The organism is Clostridium formicaceticum, assembly GCF_001854185.1.
Taxonomy (GTDB): domain Bacteria; phylum Bacillota; class Clostridia; order Peptostreptococcales; family Natronincolaceae; genus Andreesenella; species Andreesenella formicacetica.
Genome location: NZ_CP017603.1, coordinates 726,751 through 743,668 on the forward strand (window position 1 = coordinate 726,751; position 16,918 = coordinate 743,668).

The following is a 16,918-nucleotide window of genomic DNA, read 5'->3' on the forward strand; positions in this document are numbered from 1 at the left end:
CTAACCTCACCCCTTTCTAACATACCCTTCAATTAAGATATCTCTGTAGAATTTATGTATAGAGATATCTTCTACTGTAAACGCATCTTTTATTAAATCCTTGCCTTCACCTTCAACTGAAGTAATAGCATTTCTTCCCCCTATAATCTTTGGTGCAATAAAATACATGATTTTGTCTACAATGCCACTTTGAAGAGCAGAATAATTTAAGGTTCCTCCCCCTTCCAATAAAATACTATCTATCCCTCGTTGTCCTAGCTTTAATGCTATATCCTTCGGGTTTACTTTCCCTTCTTCTTCCGCCGCTATCATCACTTCTATACCTAGGCGCTGCAGCTGATTTATCTTTTCTTTTGGTGCCTTTTCTGTGGTAGCTATAATCGTCGTTTGCTGGGTTGCAGTTTCTATAACTTTTGCATCTACCGGCACCCTTAATTTGCTGTCTATGATGATTCTTGCAGGATGATTGACTTCTTTATTAGCAATTCTCGTATTTAATCTAGGGTTGTCCTTTAAAACCGTAGAAATACCTACCATAATTCCAGCTACCCTGTTTCTTATATGATGGACATACTCTCTTGCATCTTCTGATGTAATCCATTTAGAATCTCCTTGGTAGGTAGCAATTTTACCATCTAGTGTCATAGCAGTTTTTAGAATACAAAAAGGTTGTTGTGTAAGAATATATTTAATAAATATTTCATTTAGCTTTCTGGCTTCTTCCTGCAAAACTCCTGTAACCACCTCAATACCATGGTTTTTTAATATTCTTATTCCATTACCCGCTACCTTAGGATTAGGATCTTCTAGTGCAACTACCACCTTTTTGATGTTACTCTTGATAATAGCTTCAACACAGGGAGGCGTCTTCCCATAATGGGAACAAGGTTCTAGATTAACATACATCGTAGCTTCTTCTACTGAAAAATTAACTTTCTTTAACGCATCTACTTCCGCATGATCTCCACCATAGTAGTGATGATATCCTTCTGCAATAACTTCACCGTTTTTTACAATCACTGCCCCTACTAAAGGGTTAGGTCTTGTTTTTCCCCAACCTAGCTTTGCTAAATCAAGTGCCTTTTGCATATAATGTTGATCCATAACAGCACCTCCATTTTTCTTATCATCTGTAAGAAATTGCAATCCTATACAAACCCAAACAGTTCTGCTTTTAGAGAAAAATAAAATGCCTTAAGATTATACTTAAGGCATTTTTCACTGCTAATTTATATTGTTGTATCAAAATATATCTTAATGAAAGCTATATATGTTGATACAACAATATAAAAAGCCTACTTTCTCTCATCCAGACTGTACTGTCGGCTCTGGAATTTCACCAGATCAACCAAAAAGGCTCGCGGGCTTCGTATAAAACGTTACCGCCGGTCGGGAATTGCACCCTGCCCTGAAAGTATAAAACTATATGTATTTTTAAATCATCATATCATAAACATAAATTCCTTGCAAGTTTTTAATTATTCTTTCTAATATAAATTTTGTCACCACTTCCATCTACCTACATAAAATAATTAGGAAGATATGGATTTAAGGAGGGATTTGATGATAGAAGGCCTTTTAATCGCAGTAGCCATTAGCATGGACAGTTTAAGCGTAGGTGTTGCTTATGGCATTAAAAATATTAAAGTCCCTTTACGTTCTTTAATTATATTGGATTTTATATCTGTGACGCTTTTAAGCTTTGGTTTTTTTGCTGGAAACCTTTTAACAAAACTAGTGCCTACAGTGGTTACTGAATTCATAGGAGCGAGTATTCTCGTTGCCATTGGACTTTGGTTTATTGCTCAAAGTTGGTTGAATTATAAATATCCTAAAGAAAAAGTTCCTCAATTAACTTCTATTGCCGTTATTAGTATTAATTCCTTAGGCATTGCTATTAACATATTACGTGATCCCTCAAAAGCTGATTTAGATATCTCTGGTATTATTGATACAAAAGAAGCCGTTTTATTAGGAATAGCTTTAGCTATTGATTCATTAGCTATAGGAATTGCTGTTTCTCTTTCTTCTGTTTTTATTATTTTATTTACGCTATTGTTGGTGGCTGTTATGAATCTAGTTTTCCTACTATCAGGGATGTTTATAGGTAGAAACTATATTGCCTCTCATTTGAAAGAAAAAACCGCCTTTATACCAGGACTTATATTATTACTCCTAGGTTTAACTCGATTAATATAATAAAAGTTATCAAAAACCCTATTATTTTATTAATGGGGTTTTTCTATTTCTAACTTAAATATGGGGCATACTATAAAGGTAAAACTTAAAGTTAAGGTAAACATTTACATAAAGATTTTTATAGGAGGCATACATTATTATGTTTGAACACTATATTCACGAACTTGTTACCTATGTTATATATACGCTGGAGTTGATTGGAATATTCATCATTGCTTATTCAGCTGTAAGGGGGTTTATAAAATACATAGGTGAAAAGTTAAAGTTTAACGATACTTGTATTAAGATTGAAATAGCAAAAGGGCTAGCACTCGGTCTTGAATTTAAATTAGGTGGAGAAATCTTAAGAACCATCTTAGTTCGTACCATGGATGAAATTAAAGTACTGGGCATGATTATCATTCTAAGAGTTGTTTTAACTTTCGTTATTCATTGGGAGATTACCTCTGAAATCCATCAAGAAGAAGAGATAAAGGATTATGTTCGTCAGCAAAGAAAAAGATAACCTTTGTGTTACATCCTGTATAGAGAGGGTATAAAAAAATGTAACTAAAAACAGGAGGTGGTTTCATTGCTTATGGTTATTTGGGAACTTATTCTAGATAGCGCCGAGGCTGCTTTTTTAGAAGTAGGGGTCTTTGTAGGATTTGTTCTTTTGTTATTCGGCTATATTAACTATAAAAAGGCTGGGGACTTTATTGGTACTATTGAGCGATCCAAAAAGTGGCAACCTGTATTAGGGGCTTTATTAGGTCTGACTCCCGGTTGTGGAGGCGCTATTTTTGTTATGCCTCTATTTTTTAAGGAAGCTGTAACCTTCGGAACAGTAGTAGCTACTTTAGTAGCTACCATGGGAGATTCTGCCTTTGTGCTGATTGCCAGTCACCCAGTAGCATATATTCTTATTAGCATTTTATCCTTTGGTGTTGCAATTATCACTGGCTACATCGTAGATACAACGGATTTAGGTCCTACTATCTTATCTAAATATAAAGCTAGAAAAAAGAGTAAGGAGGAGGTTGATAGATTTCATAAGGATGTAGATCATACCCTTCTTCAATATGAGTGTCAGCGTATGGGAAACTGTAAAATTGATTTTATCAAGCATGTAGGACATGCAGAAGGGGACGAAATCGATCTTTTATTACATCATGAATTAAAGGGGCATCAAAGTCATGATACCCTAGGCTATAAGTTTACCCATAGTAGTTTTTATCTCTATTGGATTTTAATGCTCGTTGCCCTACCCCTAAGTATCTCTTTATTATTACAAACTGATGTAAATCAACTATTTATTCCTAACCTAGGGTTAATAGTAGGAACCTTGGGAACCATTTTTTCTATTGTCATGATGCTTATGAGCAAAAAGTTTTTAGGTGATGATACCCATGAAGAAACTGAACTAAAAATTATGTCTTTGAAAGAAACCATCATCCATAATGCCCAAGATACAGCCTTTGTTGTCACCTGGGTGTTTGTTGGATTTTTAGCTTATGAGTTTTTGGTGTTGATTATTGGTAGCGGTAATTATGCCGCTGGCGAAGAACTGATTGAAGCAATTTTACTCACTACAGGTATTTTGTCTATTTTGATAGGAGCAACGATTGGTCTTATCCCAGGCTGTGGCCCTCAAATCATATTTGTTGCATTATTTACCAGAGGTTTAATTCCCTTTGCAGCTCTTTTTGCTAATGCCATATCTCAAGACGGTGATGCATTACTGCCTTTGATTGCTATTGATCGTTCCTCTGCCTTGTGGGCTACAATTATTACTACGATTCCTGCCATTATTTTTGGACTTATTCTCTATTGGTTTGAAATTAATACGACCCTTGGAGGCCTTTTTCATTAAATCCCTTTAACAAACCACAGACTATTCAAAACCTTCAAGTGGAAACATAAAAAAAACCAGCAGTCGCAATCTATAGAGAGGCACGTGAGAATGCTGGTTTTTTTATAACAAGGGGATGAGGGCTTCTGTAGCCTCGTTACACTTCTATGAAACTAATTATATATATACGGATCATCAGGCACTTCCGTTTCTATTAGCTCCTCTATAATAACAATAGGAAATGTTAGGTTCCTATCTACTGTTTCATCATAATAATTCGTGGATTGCAGCACGCCTTTTATCTTCACCCAAGTATCCTCTTTTAACGTTTCTTCTTTATCCCAATAACAAAGCAAGCCTAGTGTTTCTGCATCATCAATACAACAAGAAACCACTTTCCTAGCTACAATAAATTGATATTCTCCATAGGTTCCTTTGCTATGGACAAACCCTTCCAATTCAATCTCTCTCCCATGATATTGGTCTAAATAATAAAAAATTTCCGTTAACGTTTCTATATATTTTGATGGGTCTATAGAAATTTTTCCTTGCGGTAGTAGGTGATGCGTTATTGTTTCCTTTTCATTATCTTGTTCATAAACTTCTCTATAACCAATATCGATATCTTTTTTTTGCGAAAAATCACCATCTAAGTTTTGGTTCCCTATGGTGAAAATCAGCAGAACGGGAATAAGAATAATACTATAACCAAACCTCACTTTCTCTTCCTCGATAAATACTTTTTTTATCTGAGCTATTGTCACCATAGTCAGTATAAACAAGTAAAAGATACCATACTTTATCCATTTCGAAGGAACATAGCGGGCAATTTTTCCTGTATTGAATAGATAGTATACTGCACCGGTGAAACCTAATAGTATAAGAAATTCACAGAATCCTCTAAAGTTTATCTTAATGTTTTTCATTTTTCCACCTCTCTCTATTATGCATTTGTTTTATTTATCACGAATAACCTGCTCATACAGTAGTTGTTAGGGCATATATATACATATTATCATCAAAGAAAATATATACTGTATTCTTTCTTGATTTTACTGTATATTTCCTGCTAATATAAAAAAATTTCTATAGTTTAGTATTTTTTTCATGTTACAATAAGATTATAGAAAAATACAGTGGGTGCTTTAATCAACCTAAAAATTAGGAGGTATACTATGTTAAAAGTTTTAGCAATTGTAGGCAGCCCTCGAAAAGGAAAAAACAATGATACTTTAGTTGATTATATGTTAAAGGGGATTGCTTATGACAAAAAGAGACCTGTGTCTATAGAAAAATTCTATGCAGACAAAATGCATGTAGCTTCCTGCAAAGCCTGTGAAGGATGCGGAAGAAAAAAAGGGTGTGTATTAAAGGATGATATGAATAGTCTTTACCAAAAATTCGATGAAGCCGACATTGTCATTATCTCTTCTCCCCTATACTTCAATAGCGTTAGCTCTCAACTTAAAGCTATCATTGATCGAAATCAAGCTATATGGTCCAGTAAATACATATTAAATGACTCTTTGATCAATAAAGACAAAAGACGATTAGGCTATTTCATTTGTACTGCTGGCATGCCTGATGAACCCAACCTTTTTGATGCCACACTACCGATTATGGAGCTTTTCTTTAAATCGATTAATACCATTCATGAAGGAAATTTCTTCGTACCTAATGTAGATCAGCAGCCAATTATGGAAGATGAAGCAATGCTTCAAAAGGTGCATGCCTTAGGAGTAGAATTAGCAAAAAAAGCTGCTACGCTATAGACTGCCTATGTAATATAAAAAGCAAGAGGAAGGAATAACTAACCCTCTTGCTTTTTTCCTATACTTCTAAGTGTTCATCTCCTGGTTCCCAATCAATAGGACATAACCCTCCAGATTGAAGTGCTTGTAATACCCTCAAGGTCTCATCTACACTTCTCCCTACATTTAAATCATGTACTACTGAATATCTTAAAATCCCCTCGGGATCAATAATAAATAACCCTCTTAAAGCAATACCTTCTTCTTCAATCAAGACCCCATAATCCCTAGCTACTTTTTGTGTCATATCAGATGCTAGTGGAAAAGCTAGCTGCCCTAACCCACCTTCCTCTTGTGCCGTATTAATCCAAGCCTTATGGGAGTGTTCACTGTCTGTACTTACACCTAGAACTTCAGCATTTAATTTTTTGAATTCTTCAATCTTTCTATTAAATCCTGTAATCTCTGTAGGGCAAACAAAAGTAAAATCTAGTGGATAGAAAAACATTACTAACCACTTGCCTTTATAATTATCTAACGTTACCTTGCCAAACTCCTTCCCTTGTCCATCCACAGTTTTCATCTCAAAATATGGTGCTTGTACACCTACTAATCTTTCTGTCATCAAAACACCTCCTATATTTATAAAATGAGACTTAATTCAGGGGAAGTTTTTACTTCCACTGAATTGTAGCAGAATTTATTTTCAGGATGTAGTGCTTGACCTTCCACTTGCACAAGTAGATAACCCAAATCTTTGATTTGGTGTTAGTCATTTAGTTTGTTCACCTAGAAGTGGGGACCTTAATAATACACCGAAGGATAAATTCTTCACTTGAAGTTTTATTCTTTTACTTCTCCATCTATATATTTCCCAAAAAAGTATTTTAAAACACAAAAACCTTAAATTTGATAATATTTTTTATGTGAAATCAAATATCATTAAAACACAAAATTTTTCTTTTTGTAAACTTAGTGGAAATTATAGCCTCTTCATAGTATGAAACAGCTCACAACTTTGCTATCGTTGTATAAAAAAATGATGTATTCTCTTACTTCAAAGGAATACATCACTGATTTATGGTATTATACAAACTTGCTCTTTAATAATCTCATACCATTTAGTATGACAATGATAGAAGCCCCTGTATCGGCAAAGACCGCCATCCATAGATTGGACTTTCCCATAAAAGTTAAAATCAAAAAAAGTACTTTCACTATAATGGAAAAGCCAATATTTTGTGCAATGATCTTTAATGTTTTACGGCTCAATAATACTGCATATACCAGTTTATTAAGATCGTCCCCCATTAAGGCAATGTCTGCAGTTTCTAATGCAGCATCTGTTCCCGCTGCCCCCATAGCAATTCCTATCGAAGCACTTGCTAAAGCAGGCGTGTCGTTTATACCATCTCCTACCATAGCTACTTTATCATGTATCTTCACCAATTCTTTTATTGCCTCTAATTTATCTTGTGGCAACAGCTCACTTTTAAAATCTTGTAACCCTATCGTTTCTGCCACGGTTTTTGCCGTGGTGTGATGATCTCCTGTCAGCATAATGGTATTTTTAATTCCTGCAGTTTTTAAGCCTTCAATAGCCGCCTTACTCATACTTCTAATTTCATCTGCCACAGTAAAGATACAAATCACTTTGGTATCATCCCCCAGCAACACTACAGTTTTGCCTTCTTTTTGATAGTTTTCTACTTTTCTTTGGGCCACCTCTAAGTTTATCTTATTTTCCTGGAATAAACGAGGATTTCCTAGGTAGTAGGTTTTACCTTGAATCTTTCCCTTTACCCCCTGCCCTACGATCGCTTGAAAATCCTCCAAAGAAGTATCCAGCATAATTCCTTTATACCTTGCCTTCTGCACAATAGCTCTACCGATAGGATGTTCTGATGCTTTCTCTAGCGTAGCTGCAATCTTCAAGGGAACTTCTCCTTCTCTTTCCGCTAGAACTTCTATGTCTATTACCGAAGGTTTGCCGACTGTTAATGTCCCGGTTTTATCAAAGGCTATGGCCTTAATTCTTCCTGCCTCTTCTAGGTGTATACCTCCCTTAATAAGAATCCCTTGTTTTGAAGCATTTCCAATGGCTGATACAATAGAAACTGGTGTAGAGATAACAAGAGCACAGGGACAAGAAATTACCAATAAAATTAACGCCTTCTTAATCCATGGAGCAAAATCTCCTCCTCCTGCTACTGGAGGAATAAAAGCGATGATCATTGCCGAAATCACAACAATAGGTGTATAATACTTAGCAAATTTATCAACAAATTGCTGTGAAGGTGCCTTTTGTGCCTGCGCCTCCTCCACCATATTCATGATTTTAGATAGTGTTGTATCCTCTACTAGTTTTGTTACCCTAATTTCCAACAGCCCTTGATGATTGATGGTTCCAGCAAACACTTCACTTCCTAGCATTTTTTCCACAGGAATAGATTCCCCTGTAATAGGCGCTTGATTTACAAAAGAATGTCCTTGATGGACAATACCATCAATTGGTATTCTTTCACCGGGTTTTATGATAACAATGTCACCTATAGATAGTTCTTCTACAGATACAGTCACCTCTCCGCTTGAAGTTTTGAGCAGGGCTTCCTTCGGTGCTAATTCCATTAACTGGGAGATGGCTTTCCTTGTTTTATCCATCGTATAAACTTGTAAAGTATTTCCTATAGAAAATAAAAATACTACCGCTGCACCTTCACTCCATTCTCCTAAAAAAGCTGCTCCTATAGCTGCAATCAGCATAAGAAAGTTCATATCTAAATTCAAAGATTTTACTGCATATAGGCCATTTTTGGCTATATGGTATCCTCCCGTCACCATAGCTAGTGCAAAAAAAGGTGTTGAAGCTTCCTTATTGCCAACTATAAAAGATAGTATCAAACCTATCAATGTAAAAAAACCTGAAGTAAAGGTTAATACTGTCTTTTTATTTTGATACCATTGGATTTCTTGCTGTTTTTTTATATTTTTTCTTCCATTTTCCACCAATGTCCCTTCATGTCCCGTTTCTTTTATCATCTGCAGTATCTCTTTGTGTTGTGCCTGATGTTTCACATATAACTTAGAAGTAGAGAAATTCAAAATCGCTTCTTGAACCCCATCTATTTGCAAAACTCTTCTCTCAACCTTGAGAGCACAACTCGGTCAATCTACTCCTTTAACGATAAAGGTATCTTGTGTTACAGGTAATTCCATTTTAATTGCTTCCATGTTTTCCATTTCTTGTCCCCCTTAAACTTAACTTATTCTCTCAAACTGCTGCTTAACCATGTTGAATATGATGTAAACCTTCATTAAAGATTTTTTCGATATGTGCATCATCTAAAGAGTAATAGATTACTTTACCCTCTCGTCTAAATTTTACTAATCTTCTACTCTTCAATAATCTTAATTGGTGAGATATCGCCGATTGGGTCATATCCAATACCGCAGCAATATCACATACACACATTTCTTTCTGAAATAAAGCTGACAGAATTTTAATTCTCGTCACATCTCCAAATACTTTAAAGAATTCTGCTAAATCATATAAGGTAGTATCCCCCAACATCTTTTCCTTCACTTCTTTTACATCCTCTTCATGTATGCATTGAATTTCACATACTTCAATATCCTTTTTCATTTCGTCCCTCCTTATATATGAATACATGTTCATTTGTTCTTGCGTTTATATTTTATCAATTGTTTTACCTAAGGTCAATCAATATTTAAATAACTTTTTCCAAAAAAAAGTAGATAAACAAAGTTTATCTACCTCATTGCACCCTTCTCTACTAATTCATCTACAGGTACCTCTATTTTATCTGCAGCAATATCAATTCCTTCTTGGATTTCTGCTGTTTGGTTTTGTGCATCTAACCCTGTAATCCATACGGATCTACCCTGATGCTGTACCTCAATATGGTTAGGAGAATTAACGATCTCCTGCGCTCTTTTAAAGTTCAAAGCTTATCACTCCTTTTTTCCTTCATTGGTACTATTGTGCCTCATTATTCTTTGCTTTATGACATCTATTTTTTAATAGGGTTTTAAAAATTTCAAAAGTTTTTAAATATCCTTATAAGATTTAAGACAAACTAGTAGCATGACAAACTTGGAAATTATCATGAATCTTTTTTCAAAACCTATACTTTTAGTCAATATTTTAGGAGGTATATAGAATGAATGCTTTCGAAATTAAAAATAAAATTTATTGGACGGGCGTACTTGATCCGGATTTAGAAACCTTTGATATCATCATGAAAACACCTTATGGTTCTACATACAATTCTTACTTTATTGATGATGAAAAAAAGGTTTTGATCGATACTGTAAAGACAAATTTCAAAAATGAGTATTTAGAAAAACTCCAAACCTTAACAAATATCAAAGAAATTGATTATATTATTATTCAGCACACAGAACCCGATCATGCTGGCAGTTTAAAGTATATTTTAGAAATAAATCCTGATGTCGAGGTTTTTTGTACCAAAGCAGCTAGTATCTTTCTTCAAGAGCAAATTAACAAAGAATTTAAATATCACGTAATAAAAGATGGGGAAACGTTAGGCATAGGCAGTAGAAAATTAACTTTTATTACAGCTCCATTTTTGCATTGGTCTGATACAATGTTTACCTATAGTGCAGCAGACGCCATTTTATTTTCTTGTGATAGTTTTGGCTCTCATTACTGTGCAATGACTCCTGAAACTGTACATAAAGCAGAGTATGATGAAGCCTTACAGCATTATTACAAGTGTATTATGGAGCCATTTGCACAACATGTTTTAAATGCTTATGAGAAAATAAAAAATTTATCTATCTCTACTATACTTACTTCCCACGGACCTATTTTAAGCGCAAAATCACAGGAGACAATACAAAAATATGTACAGTGGTCTACTGAAGAACTAAGCACTAGGAATCAAAAACAAGTTGCTGTTTTTTATCTTTCTGCCTATAAGAATACTGAAATTATGGCAGAAAAAATTAAATACGGTTTAAAGGCAGCAGGCGTAGATGTAGCTTTTATTGATGCAGAGAAGGAGAGCTTAGAGAGAATTCATTACTTCGTCAACACATCCAAAGGAATTCTTTTAGGCTCCCCAACAATCAATAAGACTATGGTAAAGCCTATGTGGGAACTTTTATCTCTTATTGATCCTATGGCTAATATTGGAAAAGTGGCAGGCGTATTTGGATCCTATGGCTGGAGTGGTGAGGGCTTAGAAATGGCATATACATTACTAAAGCAAATGGCTTTTAAACTGCCTTTTGAACCTTTAAGTAAAAAATTTACACCTTCTGAAGACACCCTACAACAATGCTTTGAATTTGGTAAGGCCTTTGCAGAAAAAATCTAAATGTTAAGATGCATGACTAAATGAAAGAAAGCCCTATCTCTATATAGATGTGTGCCCTTAAATTTTAATATACTAAGGGCTACATTTGCAGCCCATGGTATTTTGGGGCGAAACCGTAGACCGTGTATATTAAAATTCAACTTTAGAAGCGCGCATCTATAGATAGTGGCTTTCTTAAAACTTTATTTATACGGAGAAAGATTCAGCAATTCATCTACCGTTACAAATTCGTAACCCTGGGCTTTTAGTGTATAAATTAATTCAGGCAATACCGCCACTGTTGCAGCTCGGGTTTCTCCCTCGCCGCCTGCGTCATGAAACAACAAAATTCCACCTTGTCTTACATCAGGAAGGGTGTTGATTAATATTTGATCTACATTTTGATCTCTCCAGTCTACTGAATCAACAGACCAATTAATTACTTTATAGTCCAAACCTTTCAGTCCCTCTATCACCTGCGGAAGAACTGCTCCATAAGGTGGTCGCATCAAGGCTGTTCTTAAGCCTGTAGCTTGATAAACTACATCTTCAGTTCGTTGCATTTCACTTATCAAACGACTTTCAGATACTTTTCGTAAGTCAGGGTGAATCCATGTATGATTCCCCACTACATGACCTTCTTTAACCATACGTCTTATAACTTCAGGATGTTGCTCAACCTTACTACCTAGTACAAAAAAAGTAGCAGGCACATTATACTGCTTTAATGCCTCTAGTATTTGGCTGGTGTACTTTTCATTTGGACCATCGTCAAAGGTCAGGGCTATCTTATTGGTATTCGCAGAGCCTCTTAAATAAAAAGTATCTGGATAAGTTCTAGCTAACTGAGCCGTTGAGTACTGAAAATCTGGCTCCGGTTGTGTCGCTGTCTTAGGTAGTTTCAAGGTTTGTCCCACATATAGCATATTCCAATTCTCTAAACCATTAGTTTCAGCTAATGAAGTCATAGAGATGCCTAGCGTTTGAGCTATTTTATATAGGCTATCTCCTTTTTTTACTGTATATACTTCTTGAGATAGGCTCATCAACCTATTGTTATCTTCTGAAGGAATCAATAGTTTTTGTCCTACATAAAGGCGATTCCAATCGTCGAGACTATTTTCTTGCGCTAACACCTCCATAGACACCCCTAGCTTCTGAGATATTTTATATAAAATATCTCCTTGCCGCACCACGTAGGAGGACTGTTCCTCTTTTTGAGGTACAATTAATACTTGTCCTACAGAAATACGATTGGGCGTTCTTAAATAACCATTTTGCTTGATTAACTCCTCCACAGTAATTTCATATTTTTGAGCAATAAGAAATAACGTTTCTCCGCTAGATACTCTGTGTACCTGAGCCGCTTCAGCAAAAGAAGGCATCCACACTAAAGCTGCCATCACCGCTGTCAATGTGAAGCCTATTATTTTCCTCATAAATAGTAAACTCCTTCCTAAGTTATAATATATAAAAGTTTACATAATCTATGATACGCTACTAACGCTCACTTATCCACAAGTAAATAGTGGCAGCTGCTATCCTCAAAACAAAACATATCCTATTTCTTATGGATATGTTTTATAAGATATTGGTTAATTTAAATTCTCCCTTACCTATAATATGTTCTATCAAAAGTTCCAGTTCTGCAATTCCCCCTAGGGATAACGTCCTCTCTTCAATGGACACATACTTCTCTACTTTTGCTAATACAATATCTATAGCATCAATTTCATAATGCTCTAAGAAGGTTTGCCACATATTTCTTGTCTTATGCCACTGCTTAACAATATCCTCCATATGGGCTTGTCCTTCCTTCCAATCTTCTTTCTCAATAGCAACTTCTAGCTTTTGAATCATATCTGTTATCTCTTTTGAAGTTCTTTCTATATACTGATTCAAAAGCAAAGAGGAAGTAAAAAATATAATCAGTATTAATACTGTTGCAACTACCACCTTCATAAGCAAGCCTCCCTACTAAGATGATCTTTCTTTTTGTTGTGCATAAAATAGTTTTTCTGATGATAAAAATCCAAAAAAAACATTTTCTATCTTGTCAATATTGCTGTTTTTCAGTTGGTTCATAAGCCATTGCTTATCAAAACCAGTTTTCTGTAGATTTTTCTCAATTAGTTGACCGTCTATAATAAGCGTAATTGGCAATTCCTCCGGCTGCACCGGTATACCCATGTCACTAGTAATAACATTTCTTTTTTCCGCCTTAGGTATAATTGTGATTTGTCCGTTAGTTTCTAGTATAGCAAACTCTACATCACTTAAATTTGGATAATTTTTAGATCTTAGCTGTTCTAAAAGATCGTTCATATTAATTCTTAATCTTCTCACCTCCGACTGCACAATATTACCTTTATCTATAAGAATACTTGGTTTTCCACATACGATTTCTCGAAAAGTTTCACTCTTTAGCGATAAGTAGGATACAATTACCTGTGCCGATAGCAAGGTCATTATTGGAATTACACCATTAAGCAAAGGTACTCCCGCATTTTCCATAGGGGTTGCCGCTAAGTCTGCAATCATTATGGTGATCACCAGCTCAAAAGGCTGCATCTCCGCAATTTGTCTTTTGCCCATCATCCTCATTACCACTACCACCAAAGCATAGAGTATTAAAGCCCTAGTAAATACGATCAGCATTTTATTTCACTCCTAGTCTAAGTTTTTCTCTTATGTATTGAAATAAAAGTCACTCTACTTGAGTTGCCCAATGATTCAACAATTGCGCAGCTCAAGTTACCTTATATATTATTGCCATCTCTTCCATCTTATATAAATGAACTTTTTAAGCATTTCTTTGAAGTCATGATGGTATTATAATAAAAATAAAGCCCATAATATATATTAAAAATATCTGAGAGCTATGTTATAATAAAAGGAATATTGTTATTTTACGGAGGATTAATATGGATTTTGAAGTGATTTTTAAAGCTTTAGGTGAAGGTACTAGAATCAAAATTATTAAAATACTATCTTTAAAACCTATGTATGTGTGTGAGCTAGAAGGCATTTTAAATATTAGCCAACCTCGTATATCTCAACATTTAAAAATATTAAAGCACGCTTCATTAGTTGAAGTCCAAAAAGAGGGCCAACGTGCTATTTACTCTCTTAACAAAAAGCTTATTGAGGCAGTTTCCAGTGAATTTATCAAATTCCTAGATACACCACTAGAAGAACTAAAAGAATTTAATAAAGAGTATCAACAAATGCAAGCGGTAGACAAAGATCCTAATATAGCTATTTGTAAAAGTTGTAGTCATAAAAATAAATAATTTGAATTGTGCAACAATTTGACTGTATTTAATTTACTCTCCAAATAGCTGAAAAAATTGCGCAAGCAGCATAAATAATATGCTTTCTAAATAAAATAAGGATGATAAATTTACCATCCTTATTTTATTTAATTCCCGTAGATTTATGCTAAAGTTACTTTAGGCTTTCACGTGAAACATTAATTATGATTTTTCCCTAAGATTGTTAATACATTCTTTACCTGTAGTGCTACCCCAATAGGAAGACAATTTTCATCTATATCAAATAAATTGCTATGACCAGGATGAACAATTCCTCTTTTCTTGTTTCCACATCCTAGCCTATAGAAAGCTCCTGGAGATTTTTCTAAAAAGTATGCAAAGTCCTCTACCCCTAAACTAGGGGATTTTATTATTTTTACGTTCTCTTCACCTAGCAGTTCCTTTCCATTTTTTTCAACAATCTTAACAGCATTATCGTCATTGATTAAAGCAACATACCCTTCTTCCCGAATCAATTCTCCTTTTGCTCCCATCCCTCCTGATACTTGTTCCACAATTTTTGCTATCTTATCAATAACTTTGTCTCTTGTTTTGGGGTTTAAGGTTCTTACTGTTCCTAGCATCTCTACCTTATTTGCTACAATATTTCCCTGTGTACCTCCTTGAATCTTACCAATAGTAACAACAGCAGAATCTCTAGGGTCTATGTTTCTGCTTACAATTGTCTGTAATGCAGTAATAACTTGTCCTGCTATTGCAATAGCATCTATTCCCTCATGTGGATAAGCACCATGGGTACTTGCACCATAAATAGTAATTTTTATCGTATCAGAAGAGGCGTTCATCTGCCCATATCTTACGCCAATTTGTCCTACTTGTATTTCTGGTGTTACATGCAATCCAAAAATAGCACTTACCTTAGGATTTTCCATTACTCCTGCTTCAATCATAGGTTTTGCACCACCTACAGTTTCTTCTGCTGGTTGAAAAAACAACTTTACAGTTCCTGTTATTTCCTCCTCCATCTCCTTTAGAATTTTAGCTGCTCCTAATAAAATGCTCATATGCGCATCGTGCCCACAGGCGTGCATTTTTCCTAACATTTTCGACTTGTAAGCGATCTCCTTCTTATCTTCTATAGGCAAAGCATCCATATCTGCCCTTAATGCCACAGTTTTTCCCGAAACCTTTCCTCCTATTATACCTACAATAGCAGTATTGGCCACTCCTGTCATAGTGTCGATCCCCATTTCTTTAAGATACTTTACAATTTTTTTGTGGGTTCTAAATTCTACGGTACTCAATTCAGGATTTTCGTGAAAATCTCTTCGGATTTTAATTAACCAGCTTTTTAAAGCCTCTGCTTTTGCAATTATTGAAGGCTGTATCATCATCGTACTGTAGCCACCTCCTCAATATATAGTTTTGTTTCAGTCGCCTTTAGTATAGTATTAACACCAAAAGGCAAAGTAAGCATTGGAGAACAGTGTCCTGCTTTTAGATTATAAACGGTTGGTTTGCCATAAGGAAGAATTATTTCCTTAAATACTTCCATCAAGTCCAAACTTTTTTCTTCCTGTGAGGCTTCACAGTCCTTAAAATCTCCCAGGATAATACCTACTGCATCATGAAATTTCCCTGCTAAAGCTAGTTGTGTCAACATACGGTCAATTCTATAGGGTGCTTCTCCTATGTCCTCTAAAAAAAGCAACTTGCCTTTTGTATCAATCTCATAGGGTGTTCCCATGGTAGCGGCAATTAAGGATAGATTCCCACCTATTATTTTTCCAGTAGCTTCTCCCTCTACTAAGCACTTTAATTTTTCTGATACAGGATTTTCGGTGTCTTCCATAGGATGAGATGTTGTAACAGCCTTTAAAAAAGATACTCTAGTAAAATCCTCCATATCGCCCGCAAAATCAGAAGCTGCCATCGGGCCATGGAAGGTTACTAGGTGACATTTCTGATTTATAGCTAAGTGCAGCGCAGTAATATCACTGTAACCTACAAAAACTTTAGGATTATTTTCTATTGCTTTGAAATCTAGTTTATCCAATATTTTTGTTGCACCATATCCCCCTCTTAAACAAATGATACCCTTTATCATTTCATCCTCAAACATATGATTAACATCTTCTGCCCTTAGGTCATCTTTCCCAGCTAAGTAGCCATGAGCTGCATAACAACTTTTACCAACCCGTACTTTATAACCTAGTGCGTTAAGCTTTTCTTTGGCCAAATCTATCTTTTTTTTCGTTGATGGACTTGCAGGAGCAATAATACCGATTGTATCTCCAAGCTCTAATGCTTTTGGTTTTATCATATTTTACTCTTACCCCCTCTTTTTATTCCTTAAAACCTTTTGTATAAATGTACATCTGTAGGTTTTATATACTACAGACTGCAAATGCAAACTGTGAATATCAAGGATCAAAACTAAATTGTATATCTATAAAATTTCTATAGATAGTGCCTATAACATAATAAGAGCTATTGTATAGCCCTTATTATGTTGCAGTA

General features: G+C 35.1%; 17 protein-coding genes, 1 pseudogene and 1 riboswitch. Of the genes and pseudogenes, 6 read left to right on the top strand and 12 right to left on the bottom strand.

The window, feature by feature from the left end:
• Window positions 1-6: 6 nt before the first annotated feature.
• Window positions 7-1,104, bottom strand: coding sequence for a bifunctional diaminohydroxyphosphoribosylaminopyrimidine deaminase/5-amino-6-(5-phosphoribosylamino)uracil reductase RibD (gene ribD / locus BJL90_RS03430; RefSeq protein ID WP_070964172.1), 1,098 nt, complete (start codon window positions 1,102-1,104; stop codon window positions 7-9).
• 189 nt (window positions 1,105-1,293) lie between these two features.
• Window positions 1,294-1,420, bottom strand: a riboswitch (FMN riboswitch).
• A 143-nt stretch (window positions 1,421-1,563) separates the two neighbouring features.
• Between ribD and ytaF the strand changes: the two genes are divergently transcribed.
• The 3 genes from ytaF (at window position 1,564) to BJL90_RS03445 (ending at window position 4,051) form a co-directional block, all read left to right on the top strand.
• Window positions 1,564-2,199, top strand: a complete 636-nt coding sequence (gene ytaF / locus BJL90_RS03435) for a sporulation membrane protein YtaF (protein ID WP_070964173.1) — start codon at window positions 1,564-1,566, stop codon at window positions 2,197-2,199.
• A gap of 139 nt (window positions 2,200-2,338) precedes the next feature.
• Window positions 2,339-2,704 (top strand): DUF1622 domain-containing protein, encoded by a 366-nt coding sequence (locus tag BJL90_RS03440; protein WP_070964175.1) that lies wholly within the window; start codon window positions 2,339-2,341, stop codon window positions 2,702-2,704.
• A 72-nt stretch (window positions 2,705-2,776) separates the two neighbouring features.
• Complete coding sequence (locus BJL90_RS03445) at window positions 2,777-4,051, top strand: putative manganese transporter (RefSeq protein WP_236905070.1); 1,275 nt, start codon at window positions 2,777-2,779, stop codon at window positions 4,049-4,051.
• A 152-nt stretch (window positions 4,052-4,203) separates the two neighbouring features.
• Here BJL90_RS03445 and BJL90_RS03450 read toward each other — a convergent pair whose 3' ends face one another.
• Window positions 4,204-4,956, bottom strand: coding sequence for a TIGR03943 family putative permease subunit (locus tag BJL90_RS03450; RefSeq protein ID WP_070964178.1), 753 nt, complete (start codon window positions 4,954-4,956; stop codon window positions 4,204-4,206).
• Window positions 4,957-5,205: 249 nt separating this feature from the next.
• On the opposite strand from BJL90_RS03450, the gene BJL90_RS03455 reads away from it, so the two are divergent.
• Window positions 5,206-5,802 (top strand): flavodoxin family protein, encoded by a 597-nt coding sequence (locus BJL90_RS03455; RefSeq protein WP_070964180.1) that lies wholly within the window; start codon window positions 5,206-5,208, stop codon window positions 5,800-5,802.
• Window positions 5,803-5,860: 58 nt separating this feature from the next.
• On the opposite strand, the gene BJL90_RS03460 is transcribed toward BJL90_RS03455, so the two are convergent.
• The 5 genes and pseudogenes from BJL90_RS03460 to BJL90_RS03475 all read right to left on the bottom strand — a co-directional run bounded on the left by BJL90_RS03460 (window position 5,861) and on the right by BJL90_RS03475 (window position 9,747).
• The gene (locus BJL90_RS03460; protein ID WP_070964182.1) at window positions 5,861-6,406 is read right to left on the bottom strand and encodes a peroxiredoxin; all 546 of its coding nucleotides are present in this window, start codon (window positions 6,404-6,406) and stop codon (window positions 5,861-5,863) included.
• 461 nt (window positions 6,407-6,867) lie between these two features.
• Complete coding sequence (locus tag BJL90_RS03465) at window positions 6,868-8,820, bottom strand: heavy metal translocating P-type ATPase (protein WP_335617842.1); 1,953 nt, start codon at window positions 8,818-8,820, stop codon at window positions 6,868-6,870.
• A pseudogene (locus BJL90_RS23180) lies at window positions 8,809-8,931 on the bottom strand (heavy-metal-associated domain-containing protein); the annotation flags it as partial. The gene BJL90_RS03465 and the pseudogene BJL90_RS23180, both read right to left, overlap by 12 nt.
• Window positions 8,932-9,064: 133 nt before the next feature.
• Window positions 9,065-9,424 (bottom strand): ArsR/SmtB family transcription factor, encoded by a 360-nt coding sequence (locus tag BJL90_RS03470; RefSeq protein ID WP_070964185.1) that lies wholly within the window; start codon window positions 9,422-9,424, stop codon window positions 9,065-9,067.
• 128 nt (window positions 9,425-9,552) lie between these two features.
• Entirely contained in the window at window positions 9,553-9,747 is a 195-nt protein-coding gene (locus tag BJL90_RS03475; protein WP_070964187.1) for an H-type small acid-soluble spore protein, read from the bottom strand.
• A 215-nt stretch (window positions 9,748-9,962) separates the two neighbouring features.
• Between BJL90_RS03475 and BJL90_RS03480 the strand changes: the two genes are divergently transcribed.
• A complete protein-coding gene (locus tag BJL90_RS03480) occupies window positions 9,963-11,144 on the top strand; it encodes an FprA family A-type flavoprotein (RefSeq protein WP_070964188.1) in 1,182 nt (393 codons plus the stop codon).
• Between the two features lie 182 nt (window positions 11,145-11,326).
• On the opposite strand, the gene BJL90_RS03485 is transcribed toward BJL90_RS03480, so the two are convergent.
• The 3 genes from BJL90_RS03485 to BJL90_RS03495 form a co-directional block, all read right to left on the bottom strand.
• The gene (locus tag BJL90_RS03485; protein WP_070964190.1) at window positions 11,327-12,562 is read right to left on the bottom strand and encodes a LysM peptidoglycan-binding domain-containing protein; all 1,236 of its coding nucleotides are present in this window, start codon (window positions 12,560-12,562) and stop codon (window positions 11,327-11,329) included.
• A gap of 142 nt (window positions 12,563-12,704) precedes the next feature.
• Entirely contained in the window at window positions 12,705-13,085 is a 381-nt protein-coding gene (locus tag BJL90_RS03490) for a DUF4363 family protein (RefSeq protein WP_070964191.1), read from the bottom strand.
• Between the two features lie 15 nt (window positions 13,086-13,100).
• Entirely contained in the window at window positions 13,101-13,781 is a 681-nt protein-coding gene (locus BJL90_RS03495) for a YetF domain-containing protein (RefSeq protein WP_070964193.1), read from the bottom strand.
• Window positions 13,782-14,047: 266 nt separating this feature from the next.
• Here BJL90_RS03495 and BJL90_RS03500 point away from each other — a divergent pair, with 266 nt between their 5' ends.
• Window positions 14,048-14,416 (top strand): ArsR/SmtB family transcription factor, encoded by a 369-nt coding sequence (locus BJL90_RS03500; RefSeq protein ID WP_070964195.1) that lies wholly within the window; start codon window positions 14,048-14,050, stop codon window positions 14,414-14,416.
• A gap of 179 nt (window positions 14,417-14,595) precedes the next feature.
• On the opposite strand, the gene BJL90_RS03505 is transcribed toward BJL90_RS03500, so the two are convergent.
• Together BJL90_RS03505 and BJL90_RS03510 are read right to left on the bottom strand one after the other, a co-directional pair.
• Window positions 14,596-15,792 (bottom strand): M20 metallopeptidase family protein, encoded by a 1,197-nt coding sequence (locus tag BJL90_RS03505; RefSeq protein ID WP_236905013.1) that lies wholly within the window; start codon window positions 15,790-15,792, stop codon window positions 14,596-14,598.
• Window positions 15,789-16,721, bottom strand: a complete 933-nt coding sequence (locus tag BJL90_RS03510; protein WP_070964197.1) for a S66 peptidase family protein — start codon at window positions 16,719-16,721, stop codon at window positions 15,789-15,791. Before BJL90_RS03510 ends, BJL90_RS03505 begins: the two co-directional genes overlap by 4 nt.
• Window positions 16,722-16,918: the final 197 nt, after the last annotated feature.

Bases quoted from the DNA above. Each gene is read 5' to 3' on its own strand.
- BJL90_RS03465 (WP_335617842.1), bottom strand. From the start codon at position 8,820: ATGATAAAAGAAACGGGACATGAAGGGACATTGGTGGAAAATGGAAGA.
- BJL90_RS03470 (WP_070964185.1), bottom strand. From the start codon at position 9,424: ATGAAAAAGGATATTGAAGTATGTGAAATTCAATGCATACATGAAGAG.
- BJL90_RS03445 (WP_236905070.1), top strand. From the start codon at position 2,777: ATGGTTATTTGGGAACTTATTCTAGATAGCGCCGAGGCTGCTTTTTTA.
- BJL90_RS03460 (WP_070964182.1), bottom strand. From the start codon at position 6,406: ATGACAGAAAGATTAGTAGGTGTACAAGCACCATATTTTGAGATGAAA.
- ribD (WP_070964172.1), bottom strand. From the start codon at position 1,104: ATGGATCAACATTATATGCAAAAGGCACTTGATTTAGCAAAGCTAGGT.
- BJL90_RS03485 (WP_070964190.1), bottom strand. From the start codon at position 12,562: ATGAGGAAAATAATAGGCTTCACATTGACAGCGGTGATGGCAGCTTTA.
- BJL90_RS03480 (WP_070964188.1), top strand. From the start codon at position 9,963: ATGAATGCTTTCGAAATTAAAAATAAAATTTATTGGACGGGCGTACTT.
- BJL90_RS03505 (WP_236905013.1), bottom strand. From the start codon at position 15,792: ATGATGATACAGCCTTCAATAATTGCAAAAGCAGAGGCTTTAAAAAGC.
- BJL90_RS03510 (WP_070964197.1), bottom strand. From the start codon at position 16,721: ATGATAAAACCAAAAGCATTAGAGCTTGGAGATACAATCGGTATTATT.
- BJL90_RS03440 (WP_070964175.1), top strand. From the start codon at position 2,339: ATGTTTGAACACTATATTCACGAACTTGTTACCTATGTTATATATACG.
- BJL90_RS03455 (WP_070964180.1), top strand. From the start codon at position 5,206: ATGTTAAAAGTTTTAGCAATTGTAGGCAGCCCTCGAAAAGGAAAAAAC.
- BJL90_RS03450 (WP_070964178.1), bottom strand. From the start codon at position 4,956: ATGAAAAACATTAAGATAAACTTTAGAGGATTCTGTGAATTTCTTATA.
- BJL90_RS03500 (WP_070964195.1), top strand. From the start codon at position 14,048: ATGGATTTTGAAGTGATTTTTAAAGCTTTAGGTGAAGGTACTAGAATC.
- ytaF (WP_070964173.1), top strand. From the start codon at position 1,564: ATGATAGAAGGCCTTTTAATCGCAGTAGCCATTAGCATGGACAGTTTA.
- BJL90_RS03490 (WP_070964191.1), bottom strand. From the start codon at position 13,085: ATGAAGGTGGTAGTTGCAACAGTATTAATACTGATTATATTTTTTACT.
- BJL90_RS03495 (WP_070964193.1), bottom strand. From the start codon at position 13,781: ATGCTGATCGTATTTACTAGGGCTTTAATACTCTATGCTTTGGTGGTA.